Origin of the sequence: Pseudidiomarina aquimaris, from assembly GCF_003987395.1 — a bacterium.
GTDB classification, from domain to species: Bacteria; Pseudomonadota; Gammaproteobacteria; order Enterobacterales; family Alteromonadaceae; genus Pseudidiomarina; species Pseudidiomarina aquimaris.
Window position 1 is genome coordinate 111,825 of the sequence record NZ_PIPT01000006.1, and the last position, 13,962, is coordinate 125,786.

Sequence of the window (13,962 nt, forward strand, 5' to 3'; positions counted from 1 at the left end):
ACTTACTTTAGGTAACGTTTCAGGAGTCGACGTAATGCTGCTGGTTTAAGAGGCTTAGGCATGAATCCCGCTTGTGCCGCAATTGCCTGTTCACGTAACACTTCATCAGGATCAGCTGAAATGACAATGGCAGCTAAGTCATGGAGGCCGGGTTGCTGGCGCAATTCGTGCAGCACTTCGATGCCAGTCACGTTGTTGTCGAGGTGGTAATCGATGATAAGGAGGTCTGGCTGTTGACCATTGCTGACTGCCGCGAGCGCTGTTGCACTGGTTGCACTGGTGACGCGGGCCCCCCAGCTTTCGAGCAGCTGTTGGACCGCCGCTAACATACGGCTATCGTTATCGATAAGCCAGAAGTCGTTGCCGTGTAAAAAACGCTCATCATTGGGCAGCGCAGGTGCTTCAGAACGCAGACTGACACTGCGCCAACGCTCCACTGGCAGTTGCATTGAGAAATCGGTGCCTTGGCCGACGGTAGAGCGCACTTGTAACGGTATTTCCAACAATTGCCCCAACCTTTCCACGATAGCCAAACCTAGCCCAATACCTGGATTGTCACCTTGGGGCGAAACTTGATGAAACTCTCGGAAAATAGCTTTGAGCTGATTCGGTGGAATGCCCTCGCCGCTATCGATGACATGCAGTCGCACATTTTGTTCATGTCGCCGGCAACCAACCACTATCTTGCCCTGCTGGGTGTAGCGCACAGCATTCGAAAGCAGGTTTTGTAGCATACGGCTGAGTAGTTTGCGGTCCGTATAAACCTCCGCTTGGCAAGGCACATAGCTGATGGTGAGACCTTTTTCTGCCGCAATCACGCGCTGTGCGTCGATAACCGGCGCCACCACCTCATGCAGATTAAGGCGTTGTTTATTCACCGGCAGGTTGCCGGCTTCGAGTCGTGTCATATCCAAGAGCATGGTCAACAGCTCTTCGGCATTTTGCAGTGATTGCTGGATCTGCCGTGCCAACGCGCCGTGCTCGCCATCCAAGCGCTGACGTAACATGTCGCAAAACAGCGTGGCGGCGTTAAAGGGTTGCATGAGGTCGTGACTGACCGCAGCAAAGAAGCGCGTTTTACTCTCGTGTGCTTTTTCCTCGGCTTGCTTGGCTAGCAGCAACTGCTGGGTGCGATCGGCAACGCGCTGCTCCAGCTCACGGTTAATTTCTTCGAGCTGCTGTTGGGCGGCAACAAGTTCTGTGATGTCGGTATAGGTGGTAACGAAACCGCCACCTGGCATGGGCGCACCTTGCAATTCAATATGCAGCGAGCCTTGTTGGCGCTGATAGCGATAGGCACTACCCGAGCGTAGGTAATTCAGGCGCTTGTCGATTTCGAGTTCTAGGTCCGCAGCCTGCCCACTACCAAGGAGTCCGCGGTCAGCGTTATACCGCAGTAGCTCAGCGACCGGCATGCCGGCGGTTAAGAAGCCCTCGGGGTAGTTGAAGATTTCTTCGTAGCGTTGATTCCAAGCGACTAGCCGCAAATCCTGATCGACAACGCTGATCCCTTGCGGAATATTCTCGACCGAGGCTTGGAGCAGTTCGCGGTTAAACTTGTAGAGCTGCGACGCTTGAGTTGCCCAGTTGACCACTTGCGCTATGGGCATGGCCGGTTGTTGTGCCACGGCCTCAAGCAATATGCGGCTGGCGGCGCTACCAATGACTGCAGCAAGTTCACGTTCGACTCGCGCAAGTATTGGCGTGGGCACCCATTCGTCGCTATCAGCGCTGGTGAGATTAAGCTGCGCACGCTGTTGTAGGCGCTCGATTTCAACCGAATCGAAAAAGCGTGCGAGCACCTGACGGAGACGGCCCCAGTTAATAGGTTGGTGTTGATAAAGTTCTTGGTGATAAAGGGTCGGATTGGTCCAGTCGCGCTGTTCGCTCGGTGGGGTGCGCAGCGTTGTGAACCACGAGACTGAAAGATAAAGGCCAAGGTTACAGGCTAAACTCACTAGTACCCCTGAGGCGAGTTCCACGTCGAGTAAATTGTGAGACGTAGCCAGTGATGGCCAGAAGAGTAACCAAGCCCATAACGCAGTGCCGGCGACCAATCCGCTCACCACGCCATAATAACTGCCACGACGCCATACCAAGCCACCGAGCAAGGCTGGTGCCAGTTGGGCAAGCAGGGCGAGCGATAATAAGCCGGCATTCACCAGCGGTAAATTCGCTTCGGTCAGTTTATGGAAGCCAAAGGCCAGTATGATGATGGTCGCAATTGTGGTTCGGCGAATCGTCAATATACGATTGGGGGTAAAGGTCAGTTTGCGCAATTTGCGCTGGGTAAGCTTTAACCACATCGGCATAATCACGTCATTTGACATCATGATACTGAGTGCAAGGGTCGCGATGATGACCATGCTCGTGGCTGAGGCAAGCCCGCCGATAAAGGCGACCGCGGTAATAGTCGGTTGGTCGGCTAGCAGCAGTAATTGCAGCATAAAGGTGTCTTGCGTCGCCGCCTGTGGTACCAGTAACAAGCCTGCCAGGGCGATTGGCAAAATAAATAAGTTGATGGCAAATAGATAAAGCGGGAATGCCCAGCGTGCGGTACGTAACTCCTCTGGATCGGTATTTTCGATGTAGCTGACGTGAAATTGGCGCGGCAAACAAAACATCGAAATAGCCCCCAATAAAACATGGGTAACATAAATAAAGGCGCCGTTAGGTTGGCCTTGCATGACCTCTGCAATTTCGGCTTGTTGCGCGGCCTGTGTGAAGAGATCGCCGACACCATCAAACATGGTGTAGCTAACGAATGCCCCAACCAGCATAAAAGCACCGAGCTTGACGACTGACTCAAAGGCTACAGCATCCATCAGGCCTGAGTGTTGCTCCGCAAGGCTCAAGCGACGGGTACCGAATAGAATGGCAAAGCCCATCATTGCTAACGCAACTAATGCGGCGACATCGCCAAACCAAGGCAACGGCTGATCGACAAGGCCGGTGACCGTCGCAAAACTCCCCGTTACGGCACGCAACTGCAGCGCTATATAGGGCACAATCCCAAGCAGCGCCAATAGGGCGACAACGATTGCCAAGCTAGATGACTTACCGTAACGATGACTAATGACGTCAGCAATGGACGTTAGGTTTTTTTGCTTACAGACGTGCAACAAACGCATTTGTACGCGATGGGCAAATAGAAAGACCGCGATAGCACCGAGGTAGGTGGGAGCCATCGACCAACCGTAGTATGCGGACTGAGTGACGGTGCCGTAAAACGCCCAAGTGGTACAGTGAATACCTTGGGCGAGCGCATAGCGGTAGGGCTTTATTTCGTTCGGCGTCTTGCGCTCACCACGATAGGCAATACTGTAAAGTAATGCTATATAGAGAATGGCGAGGACAACAGCAAGCGACGTCGGTAACATGACTAACGTGATTCACCGTGTTCTTGGAAAACTGGCAAATGCCACTGCCAGCGAATCGCTCCGAGCCGCATTAGCAAAGTAACCACACCGCCCACGAGCAACGCCAGAAGCGGACTGAAATCGGCGATGAGTACATAAACACTGGCACCTACGAGGCAGGTCGTCGCGTACAACTCGCCTTTGAGGACCATCGGGATGTCACGGGCCAGAACATCACGTAGCATACCGCCGAAACAGGCAGTCATGGTGCCCATCACTACACAAATTATTGCTGGGAACTCAGCCATATGTGCTTTCTGCGCTCCCATTACGGTAAAGAACGCTAGACCAAAGGCATCGGCGGTAAGCAACGTCTTTTGGTGAATGTAATCGCGAAAGCGCAACCAAACAATCGTGCCAAGCGCCGCAACAATGATGGTGTAGAGGTAGGTCGGGTCGTAGGCCCAGAAGACCGGCAGGTCGAGGATCAAATCACGCAAGGTACCGCCGCCGATGGCCGTTACCGAGGCGAGCACGATGACGCCAAAGCCATCCATGTTTTTGCGGAACGCTAGCAATGTGCCTGAGATGGCGAACACTGCAACACCCAAATGATCAAACCAATAAAAAAAGAGTTCCATCGCGACAATCGACTGTTTTGCCCAATAAAAAACTCAGTTTGGCATGGATTGTTACAGATGCCTAGCGGTGACTTGCGAAGATGACTCCCCATTACACGATAAATTCGTTAGAATGCCTGACAATTTTTATAAAAAGTTGCAATGAAGGGTTGTTTGCCATGCGAAGAACCCCATTTCAAAGTGATTCAATCTAACTCGATACGAATGAGGAAATTATGGACTTTTTAATCGGTACCGCATACGCACAAGACGGCGCAGCCCAACAAGGTGGTGGTATGGAGCTGATCTTCATGCTGGTTATGTTCGGTTTGATCTTCTACTTCATGATTTACCGTCCGCAAGCGAAACGCGTAAAACAACATAAAGAATTGATTGCGAGCGTAAGCAAAGGCGACGAAGTATTGATGAACGGTGGTATGGTCGGTCGTATCACCAAAATCAGCGAAGACAAAGACTTCATGGTTATCGCGCTGGCTGAAGGCGTTGAAGTAACCGTGCAAAAATCGGCGGTAACAGCGGTTCTGCCAAAAGGAACCATGAAATCTCTGTAATAGAGATAAGGATGTAACGTGTTAAACAAGTTTCCGCTCTGGAAAAACCTGATGGTCATCGTCATTTTGGCGGTGGCCGCACTGTATGCCTTACCGAACCTTTATGGTGAAGATTTTGCAGTGCAGGTATCTGCGACGCGCACCACAACAGTCGATACCCAAGTTTTAGGGACCGTCGAAGAGACACTAGAAGAGCTCAACATCGCCCCTAAATCGGTGGTAATGGAAGAAGGACAAATCTTAGTCCGTCTGAATTCTGACAGTGAACAGTTGCGTGCTCGTGAGGCAATTTTGCAAGCGCTAGGTAGCGATTACGTGGTCGCTCTAAACCTTGCCCCAGCAACCCCTGAATGGTTAGAAGCCTTCGGCGCTTCACCGATGAAACTGGGGCTTGATTTGCGTGGTGGTGTGCACTTTCTGATGGAAGTGGACATGAATGAGGCGATGCGCAAAATCTTAGGGCAAATGCGTGACACCATTCGTGCAGACTTGCGAGAAGAGCGGATCCGTTACACCAGCGTTGAACGCAACGGCGACGACCTTACCGTGCGTTTACGTACTGCAGAGGATTACGCTGCTGCGGCAAGTTACCTCGACGGTGCATATGAAGGTTACATTGTGCTGGAAGATGAAGACGCACAAGAAATCACGCTGCGTATGACCGAAGCACAAATCGCCGAAACCCAAGATTATGCGATTTCACAAAACGTCACGATTCTACGTAATCGTGTCAACGAACTCGGTGTTGCTGAACCGTTAGTGCAACGTCAAGGTGCAGACCGTATCGTCGTACAGTTGCCTGGCGTGCAGGACACGGCGCGAGCCAAAGAGATCCTCGGTGCTACGGCAACGCTGGAATTCCGCTTAGTCGATACCGAAAACAGTGTGCGTGATGCCGAAATGGGCCGTGTACCTTTTGGTTCAGAGCTGTTTCCAAATCGTAACGGCGGTAACGTATTGCTCGAAGAAGACGTTATCTTGACCGGTGACCATATCGTCAAAGCTAACTCGGCGTTCGATGAGAACCAACGTCCATCGGTGAATATCACCCTTGATGGCGCGGGCGGCGACAAAATGTCGTTGGCAACGCGCGACAATGTGGGTAATCCAATGGCAACCCTGTTTATCGAATTTAAAGCCACCGGCGAACGTGACGCTGAAGGTAATATTATCTTCGAGCGTAAAGAGGAAGTCATTAACGTTGCCACCATTCAGTCGCGTTTGGGTAGTGTCTTCAGTATTACCGGCATTAGCTCAGTGCAAGAAGCGCAAAATCTTGCGCTATTGCTACGCGCGGGTGCTTTGATTGCGCCGATTCAAATCGTTGAAGAACGTACGGTTGGACCAAGCCTTGGTCAAGAAAACATTGACATGGGTACCCAAGCGATTGTTTGGGGCTTTGTTTTGGTGTTGATCTTCATGGTGATGTACTACCGCAAGTTCGGCATGGTTGCCAACTTAGCATTGGCGTCGAACTTAGTGTTGATCATTGGCGTTATGTCGATGATTCCTGGGGCGACCTTAACCTTGCCTGGTATGGCCGGTATCGTTCTAACCGTTGGTATGGCGGTCGACGCCAACGTGCTGATTTTCGAGCGCATACGTGAAGAGATCAAAGCGAAACGTAGTCCGCAACAGGCCATCCATCACGGTTACGATAGTGCGCTATCTACCATTGCGGATGCCAACGTAACGACCCTTATTGCTGCCATCATTTTGTTCGCCATCGGTACAGGGCCTATCAAAGGCTTCGCGGTGACCTTAATGATCGGTATCGTGACCTCAATGTTTACAGCTATCGTTGGAACGCGTGCTGTTGTCAATGCCATCTGGGGTGGCAAACGCATTGATAAGTTGTCGGTTTAGGAGGCCACATGCACGAGATAATCAAAACTCATAAAACGATTCCATTCATGCGCTTCCGCATTGGCGCATGGATTTTCAGTGGCCTATTGCTAGTCGCTTCAATCGTTTCTTTAGCTGTAAACCAATTGAACTGGGGCCTCGACTTCACGGGTGGTACCGTGATTGAAGTCGGCTACTCACAAGAAGCCAACTTAAGTGACATTCGCTCGACACTTGACGCTAATGGCTTCGAGGGGGCAGTGGTACAGAACTTCGGCACCCAGCAAGACGTGCTGATTCGGATTGAGCCGCAAGAAGGCGTGAAAGCGCAAGAAGTTGGTGAAAATGTGCTGAGCATTTTGCGTGCGGCCTCGACCGACGAAGTTGCCATGCGTCGTATTGAATTTGTTGGACCAAACGTTGGTGAGCAGCTGACGGAGCAGGGTGGTTTGGCAATGCTAACCGCACTGATCTGTATCTTGGCCTACATTGCCTTCCGCTTTGAATGGCGCCTCGCGCTTGGTGCAGTGGGTGCCTTGGCGCACGACGTTATCCTGACGCTAGGCTTGTTCTCGGTGCTCGGACTTGAGTTTGACCTAACCGTTCTCGCAGCTTTGCTTGCGGTTATTGGTTACTCGATTAACGATACCGTGGTGGTGTGCGATCGAATTCGGGAAAACTTCCGTAAATTCCGTAAAGGTGAGTCAGAAGAAATTATCGATGGAGCGCTGACCGACACCATGAGCCGTACGGTGATCACCTCATTGACCACGGTATTGGTACTATTAGCCTTGTTCTTCCTTGGCGGCGCCTTGATTCACGGTTTTGCCACGGCGTTACTGTTTGGTGTATTTATCGGTACCTATTCATCGATTTACATCGCCAGCTCACTCGCGCTCGCTTTGGGCGTCAGCCGCGAAGATCTGATGCCACCTGAAGTTGAGAAAGAAGGCGAAGACCTCGAGCCGATGCCTTAATCGGTAAACCGGACAAAAGGAGAACGGATGATGCTAGTGGTATTATCACCCGCGAAAAATTTGGACTATGAAAGCCCGTTGCCGACGGATGACTACAGCCAGCCACGCTTGCTTGAATACGCGCAAGAGCTCGTTGATCGTTGTCAGTCGCTCAGCCCACAGGATCTTTCGTCGCTAATGAAAATTAGCGACAAGCTTGCGGGTCTGAATGCGGCGCGGTTCGCCGAATGGCATCAGCCGTTTTCCCCCGATAATGCGCGTCCAGCAGTGTTCGCTTTTGATGGCGATGTCTATGCTGGTTTACAAGCCGAAAAAATGTCTGCCGAAACAATTGCCTTTGCTCAGGAACATTTACGCATTCTATCGGGTCTATATGGAGTATTACGGCCTCTCGATTTGATGCAAGCCTATCGATTGGAGATGGGGACGAAACTCGACACCGCCCGTGGTAAGAACCTTTATGAGTTCTGGGGCAATGTCATTACTGACATGTTGAATGAAGACCTCAAGGCCGTCGGTAGTGATGTATTGGTAAACCTCGCCTCGAACGAATACTTTTCGAGTGTCGAGCCGAAAAACTTAAATGCCAAGGTAATTACGCCAGTATTTAAGGACGAGAAAAATGGCCAATACAAAGTCATCAGCTTCTGGGCGAAAAAAGCGCGTGGCGCGATGGCTCGCTACATCATGAAAGAGCAAGTCACAGACGTTGCGGGTTTAAAGCAATTCAATGCGAATGGCTATCGGTTTAACGCGGAACAGTCGAGTGATACTGAGTTGGTATTTCAACGCGCCGAGCGCGATCAATAGATATTGATGAATAAACCCTGAGGAGCGGACCATGAGTGATAGAGACTTTAATGACCAACCATCGAGTGCCGGGAAAGGCAAACTCATCGCAGCGTTATTGGTCGTTATAGCCCTTGCTATCGTCATTCTATGGTACCTGTCGCAGGACACCCAGCAAAAGCCTGCGCCTATCGAACAACCCGTTGTGGTACAAGAAGCGGAACCTGAGCCAGAGCCTGAAATGGTGGCAGAACCCGCCGAAACCGTTGAGCTTGGTGAACCGACTGAGGTTGCCGAAGAGCCGGTTGCTGAACCAGCAGAGCCTGCTGTGGAGTTACCGCCACTGAATCAAAGCACCGACGAAATTGTGACGCGTTTACGTGAACAAGAGCAGACGGTAGAACCACTGCAAAGCGAACAACTGATCCGTGACGCAGTGGTTTTTGTCGATAACTTGGGAAATGGTGTGGTAGTGAAGGAAGCCGCTCCTGTGCAAGGTCCGAAGGCCCAGTTTCGTGTTTTGGAGCAAGACGGCAAAATTTACATCGACCCACGCTCTTATGACCGCTACAACACTGTTGTTGATTGGTTTGTTAGCTTAGATACCGCGGTGTTAGTCGACATGCTTGAGGATTATCAGCCGTTGGTGAAAGAAGCCTTAGCGGAAATTGGTTACCCTGATGCTGCGCCGCAAACAGTGCTCATTGAAGCGATTGATATGCTCATGCAAACGCCTTCAGTAGGTACCGTGATTGAGCTGACCGATGAGTCCGTCATGTATCGTTACGCTGATCCAGCACTTGAAGCCTTACCCGATGCGCAAAAGCAAATGTTGCGCCTTGGCCCAGATAATATGCGTCGCGTGAAACTTAAGCTTGAAAGTCTACGCAGTGCATTAGAGCCAGCACAGTAAGTCGCTTATGCGCCACATCCCAGAGCATTTGCGTGCCCCCTTGCCGACGCGTGGCAACCGCTTTAGCCGTTGGGTAGGTCGTGTCGGGATGCGCCTGCTGGGTGGCTGGCGCATTGAAGGTAAGTTACCGAACACGCGACAAGCGATCATTCCAGTGGCCCCGCATACCTCTAATTGGGACTTTTTTGTCGGCGTCTTTGTCATGCTCGCGCTTGGGCTCAAGCTTTCTTACCTCGGCAAACATACTATTTTTCGTTTTCCGGTCAACGGTATCTTGCGATGGCTAGGCGGCATTCCGGTGGATCGGCGCTCTGCACAGGGCGTCGTCGGGCAAATGGTCGAGGAGTTTAAGCAACGACATGAGCTCATACTGGCGCTGGCACCAGAGGGTACGCGAAAGAAAGTGACTGAATGGAAAAAAGGCTTTATTCATATCGCCAAAGCAACGCAAGTGCCCGTGATACCTGTCGGAATGGACTTCTCGCGTAAAGTGATTGATATTCGCCCGCCAATGATGATTACCGGCGAAATCGACGCTGAGCTAGCACGAGTCAAGCAAGCAATTGCCCACGCAGTAGGAAAAAATCCGCAACATGCCTGATAGCAAATTTTGTGCTATTATCCCGCCGATTTCTTTAAAAGGATAGAACCATGAACGTTATTGAAGCTGGTATCGCAGCACCTGGCAAAAAGTTTGCTCTGGTGGTTTCCCGTTTTAATCACTTTGTTGTCGACAGTCTCCTTGACGGTGCTGTGCAAACATTGAAGCACTATGGGCAAGTGAGCGATGATGCGATTACGGTAGTGAAAGTACCTGGTGCTTATGAACTCCCGTTGGCAGCTAAGAAACTTGCGGCGAGCGGTAATTATGATGCCGTAATTGCGATTGGCGCTGTCATTCGCGGCGGTACGCCTCATTTCGACTTTGTCGCCGGTGAGTGTAATAGCGGTTTGAGTCGCGTGATGCACGAATACAACGTTCCAGTCGCAAACGGTGTCATCACCACGGACACCATTGAACAAGCCATTGAGCGTAGCGGCACAAAAGCCGGTAACAAAGGTGCAGAAGCAGCTTTGAGTGCGCTTGAAATGGTTAATGTGCTAGAACAGCTTTAAGAGGATTGAAAATGAAACCTGCTGCACGCCGGAAGGCGCGTAAATTAGCGGTTCAGGCCATTTATTCATGGCAGTTGAGTGAGAACAGCATGAGCGATATCGAAGCGCAGTTCCTCACTGACAATGATACCAGTAAGATTGATGTCGATTACTTTTTAGCACTGGTGCGCGGCGTTGCCGGACAAGTGAAAACCCTTGATGAAGCGCTGTCACCTTTTCTTGACCGGCCGTTAGCGGAACTCGATCAAGTCGAACGTGCTGTGTTACGTCTTGCCGCCTTCGAGCTGCGCGAGCGCCTCGATGTGCCTTATAAAGTCGCTATCAACGAAGCAATTGAACTAGCGAAGTCGTTTGGCGCCGATGAAAGCCACCGTTTTGTCAACGGCGTGCTCGATAAAGCCATCGACAGCCTTCGTCCTACCCGCAAGTAAGCTTTGCCATTATGGCATTTGGCGAGTTTGACCTCATTTCAACCTATTTCACACAGCGCTGGCCTAACCGCGCTGATGTGGAATTAGGTGTGGGTGATGACGGTGCCATCCTTAACGTTCCTGAAGAGAACCAACTGGTCGTCGTTACCGACACCATGGTGTCGGGCGTGCATTTCGATGAGCAAACCCCGGCGCGCGCGATTGGCCACAAAATAGCAGCGGTCAACCTCAGTGACCTAGCGGCAATGGGCGCCGAACCCGCTTGGCTATCGCTCGCCATCACCCTACCTGAAGTCGATCATGAATGGCTCACAAGTTTTAGCCACGGCTTACGTGAAATTTGTGATTACTATGACTGTCAGCTGGTAGGGGGGGATACCACACGCGGACCGCTCAGTGTGACTTTAACGGCGCATGGCTTGCTGCCGAAGGGGCACGCATTGCGCCGTGATGGCGCCAAACCTGGTGACTGGATTTATGTCAGTGGTACCCTCGGTGATGCGGGCCTGGCGTTGGCTTGTCAGCAGCAGCGCTGTAAGGTTTCTGATAGTCACTATCGACGCGTACTCGAGCGTTTGTACTTTCCTTCGCCACGGGTTGCGCTGGGCCAAAATCTGCGAGATGTTGCCTCCAGTGCCATTGATATTTCCGATGGCTTGCAAGCTGACCTTGGTCATATTCTTAAAGCCTCGAATGTAGGTGCGCGTCTTGATGTTGATGAAATCCCATTAAGCATGGCACTTACGGAGTCCGTCACCGCAGATTTAGCTATTCAGTTCGCCCTGAGCAGCGGCGATGATTACGAACTTTGTTTTACCGTACCAGAGAGCCGTCGTGGTGTTTTTGACACGCTGATGGCGCGTCACCCAGCCAAACCTACTTGCATTGGCCGGGTGACCAGTGAGCCGGGCAAGTTGCGCTTGGAACGTGACGGTGAGCCATGGCAGGGTCCTGAAGCAGATACTGAGAGTGTCGGTGGCTATGAACACTTCCGCTAACAAACTGCCGAAAGTGACAGTTAAAACATTACTGCACCCGATCCACTTTCTTTCGCTTGGTTTTGGTAGCGGACTGGCCCCGAAAGCACCAGGTACTTTCGGCACACTTGCGGCGGTGCCGTTGGTGTTGCTGATGCAAGGCTTACCGAGTTGGCTTTATTTCGTTATTGCGTTCGTTGCGGGTCTAGTGGGAATTGTGCTGTGCCAGCGCACGGCAGAACACTTAGGCGTGCATGACCATCCAGCTATTGTCTGGGATGAAATTGCCGGTTACCTGTTGGCGTTAAGTTTTCTACCAGCTACATGGTTTAATTTAGTGGCTGCGTTTGTGCTGTTCCGCTGGCTGGATATCCGCAAACCGGGACCGATCGGATGGTGTGATAGAAAACTCCATGGTGGCATGGGCATCATGCTCGATGACTTGCTGGCAGGTCTTGCCAGCGCCGCCATTCTACATGCGGGCCATGCGCTCGCGAATACGTTTTTCTAGGCCTTCGGCATCGAGCTCTAACTCAGCGCGGATCTCGTCTTGTCCACCATGTTTGATAAAGCTATCAGGTAAACCTAACTGCAACAGCTGGGTATTGCTACCTTGCGCATGCAAATACTCTCCAACGGCGCTACCCGCACCACCAGCAACCACATTGTCTTCCACTGTCACTAGGAGTTCGTGCGACGCAGCAAGCTCGTTAATAAGTGCTTCGTCGAGTGGCTTCACAAAACGCATATCAGCAACAGTTGCATCCAATTGTTCAGCGCACGGTAAGACGTCATGCAAAGCCGTACCAAAACTTAAGATAGCAATCTTACCTGCTTCGCTCTTGCGCACCACACGCCCTTTACCAACCTCGAGTTGCTGCATTTCGGTATCAATTGCACAACCGATACCATTGCCGCGTGGATAACGGACAGCGGCAGGCTGTTGCAACAGGTGACCGGTATAAAGCATATTACGACATTCGTTTTCGTCGCTTGGCGCCATGATCACGAGATTTGGAATGCAGCGCAAGTAACTGAGATCAAATGCACCTTGGTGCGTGGGGCCATCGGCGCCAACAACACCCGCGCGATCGATAGCGAATAACACCGGTAGGTTTTGCAGGGCAACATCATGGATAAGTTGATCGTAGCCGCGTTGCAAGAAGGTTGAATAAATCGCTACCACAGGGTGATAGCCTCCAATGGCTAAACCTGCGCCAAAGGTAACGGCGTGTTGTTCAGCAATTGCGACATCGAAGTACTGTTGCGGGAACTCTTGCGAAAAGCGCACCATTCCCGAACCTTCGCGCATCGCTGGCGTTACCGCCATTAATTTCGGGTCGCTCGCCGCCATTTCACAGAGCCAGTCGCCGAACACTTTTGAGTACGACGGGTGAGTAGGCTTTTTACTCGGCAACGAGGTAGTCGCAGGATCAAATTTGGGCACCCCGTGGTAACCAATTGGATCTTTCTCGGCTGGCTCGTAACCTTTACCCTTGCGCGTCACGATGTGCAGGAACTGCGGTCCCTTCAAGTTACGCATATTGCGCAAGGTTGAAACCAATAGGTTCACGTCATGACCGTCAATAGGTCCGATATAGTTGAAGCCGAGTTCTTCAAAAATCGTCCCAGGGGCAACCATACCTTTCATGTGTTCTTCGGCACGGCTGGCCAGATGTTGGATGCCAGGCATGCCCTGCAGAAGCTTTTTGCTACCTTCGCGTACAGAGTTATAGAAACTTCCGGAAAGTACGCGCGCGAGGTGGTTATTTAACGCACCCACATTTTCTGAAATCGACATGTCATTGTCGTTCAGGATAACCAGCATGTTGGGCTTAATGTCGCCCGCATGGTTAAGGGCTTCGAAGGCCATACCAGCAGTCATCGCACCATCACCGATGATAGCCGCTATTTTTTGTTCGGTGCGCTCGCGTTCAGCGGCAATGGCCATGCCAAGCGCAGCACTGATCGACGTGCTCGAGTGGCCCACGCTCAGCGTGTCGTATTCACTTTCTGGACGCCAAGGAAACGGATGCAGACCATCTTTTTGTCGAATGGTATGCAGCTGCTCTTTACGGCCGGTGAGTATTTTGTGGGGGTAGGCTTGGTGGCCTACGTCCCATACCAATTGATCGTACGGGGTCGCATAAACATAGTGCAGGGCGACGGTCAGTTCGACGGTACCAAGACCTGAAGCAAGGTGACCGCTACTCTGGCTGACAGAATTCAATAAAAACTCACGCACCTCAGCACACAGCTGCGGTAGCTGGCGTTCAGTTAGCGTACGTAAGTCTGCCGGTGAATCGATATTATCAAGCAGCGGATACGAACCGTGTGCGGCGTGAGAAGTAGATGACATGCGT

Annotated in this window: 13 protein-coding genes; 10 read left to right on the forward strand and 3 right to left on the reverse strand. The window is 51.6% G+C overall.

All coding sequences use genetic code 11. From position 1 onward, the window contains the following. Positions 1 to 2: 2 nt before the first annotated feature. Positions 3 to 3,380 (reverse strand): PAS domain-containing hybrid sensor histidine kinase/response regulator, encoded by a 3,378-nt coding sequence (locus CWE21_RS08765; protein WP_126834059.1) that lies wholly within the window; start codon positions 3,378 to 3,380, stop codon positions 3 to 5. Between the two features lie 2 nt (positions 3,381 to 3,382). After that, positions 3,383 to 4,000, reverse strand: coding sequence for a trimeric intracellular cation channel family protein (locus CWE21_RS08770; RefSeq protein WP_126834060.1), 618 nt, complete (start codon positions 3,998 to 4,000; stop codon positions 3,383 to 3,385). A 215-nt stretch (positions 4,001 to 4,215) separates the two neighbouring features. Between CWE21_RS08770 and yajC the strand changes: the two genes are divergently transcribed. Genes yajC through CWE21_RS08820 form a run of 10 tightly spaced genes read left to right on the forward strand, consistent with a single transcriptional unit; the run spans position 4,216 to position 12,110 of the window. Continuing rightward, entirely contained in the window at positions 4,216 to 4,551 is a 336-nt protein-coding gene (gene yajC / locus CWE21_RS08775) for a preprotein translocase subunit YajC (protein ID WP_126755136.1), read from the forward strand. A gap of 18 nt (positions 4,552 to 4,569) precedes the next feature. Beyond that, positions 4,570 to 6,417 carry a protein translocase subunit SecD gene (gene secD, locus CWE21_RS08780; protein WP_126834061.1) on the forward strand — a complete coding sequence of 616 codons (1,848 nt, stop codon included), beginning with the start codon at positions 4,570 to 4,572 and terminating at the stop codon, positions 6,415 to 6,417. Positions 6,418 to 6,425: 8 nt separating this feature from the next. Next, a complete protein-coding gene (gene secF, locus CWE21_RS08785) occupies positions 6,426 to 7,373 on the forward strand; it encodes a protein translocase subunit SecF (RefSeq protein WP_126834062.1) in 948 nt (315 codons plus the stop codon). Between the two features lie 27 nt (positions 7,374 to 7,400). Continuing rightward, on the forward strand, positions 7,401 to 8,183 hold the full coding sequence (gene yaaA, locus CWE21_RS08790) for a peroxide stress protein YaaA (protein ID WP_417680777.1): 783 nt from the start codon (positions 7,401 to 7,403) through the stop codon (positions 8,181 to 8,183). A 31-nt stretch (positions 8,184 to 8,214) separates the two neighbouring features. Then, positions 8,215 to 9,075: a DUF3014 domain-containing protein gene (locus CWE21_RS08795; protein WP_126834063.1), complete on the forward strand. Its 861-nt coding sequence runs from the start codon at positions 8,215 to 8,217 to the stop codon at positions 9,073 to 9,075. A gap of 7 nt (positions 9,076 to 9,082) precedes the next feature. Then, positions 9,083 to 9,676, forward strand: a complete 594-nt coding sequence (locus CWE21_RS08800; protein WP_241970263.1) for a lysophospholipid acyltransferase family protein — start codon at positions 9,083 to 9,085, stop codon at positions 9,674 to 9,676. Positions 9,677 to 9,726: 50 nt separating this feature from the next. Beyond that, positions 9,727 to 10,191 (forward strand): 6,7-dimethyl-8-ribityllumazine synthase, encoded by a 465-nt coding sequence (gene ribH / locus CWE21_RS08805; protein WP_126834064.1) that lies wholly within the window; start codon positions 9,727 to 9,729, stop codon positions 10,189 to 10,191. Between the two features lie 11 nt (positions 10,192 to 10,202). Next, positions 10,203 to 10,622, forward strand: coding sequence for a transcription antitermination factor NusB (gene nusB / locus CWE21_RS08810; protein ID WP_126834065.1), 420 nt, complete (start codon positions 10,203 to 10,205; stop codon positions 10,620 to 10,622). Positions 10,623 to 10,633: 11 nt separating this feature from the next. Beyond that, the gene (gene thiL, locus CWE21_RS08815; RefSeq protein ID WP_126834066.1) at positions 10,634 to 11,620 is read left to right on the forward strand and encodes a thiamine-phosphate kinase; all 987 of its coding nucleotides are present in this window, start codon (positions 10,634 to 10,636) and stop codon (positions 11,618 to 11,620) included. Further along, positions 11,604 to 12,110 (forward strand): phosphatidylglycerophosphatase A family protein, encoded by a 507-nt coding sequence (locus tag CWE21_RS08820; RefSeq protein WP_126834067.1) that lies wholly within the window; start codon positions 11,604 to 11,606, stop codon positions 12,108 to 12,110. Before thiL ends, CWE21_RS08820 begins: the two co-directional genes overlap by 17 nt. On the opposite strand, the gene dxs is transcribed toward CWE21_RS08820, so the two are convergent. After that, positions 12,072 to 13,958, reverse strand: coding sequence for a 1-deoxy-D-xylulose-5-phosphate synthase (dxs, locus tag CWE21_RS08825; RefSeq protein WP_126834068.1), 1,887 nt, complete (start codon positions 13,956 to 13,958; stop codon positions 12,072 to 12,074). The genes CWE21_RS08820 and dxs overlap by 39 nt on opposite strands. Between the last annotated feature and the right edge of the window lie 4 nt (positions 13,959 to 13,962).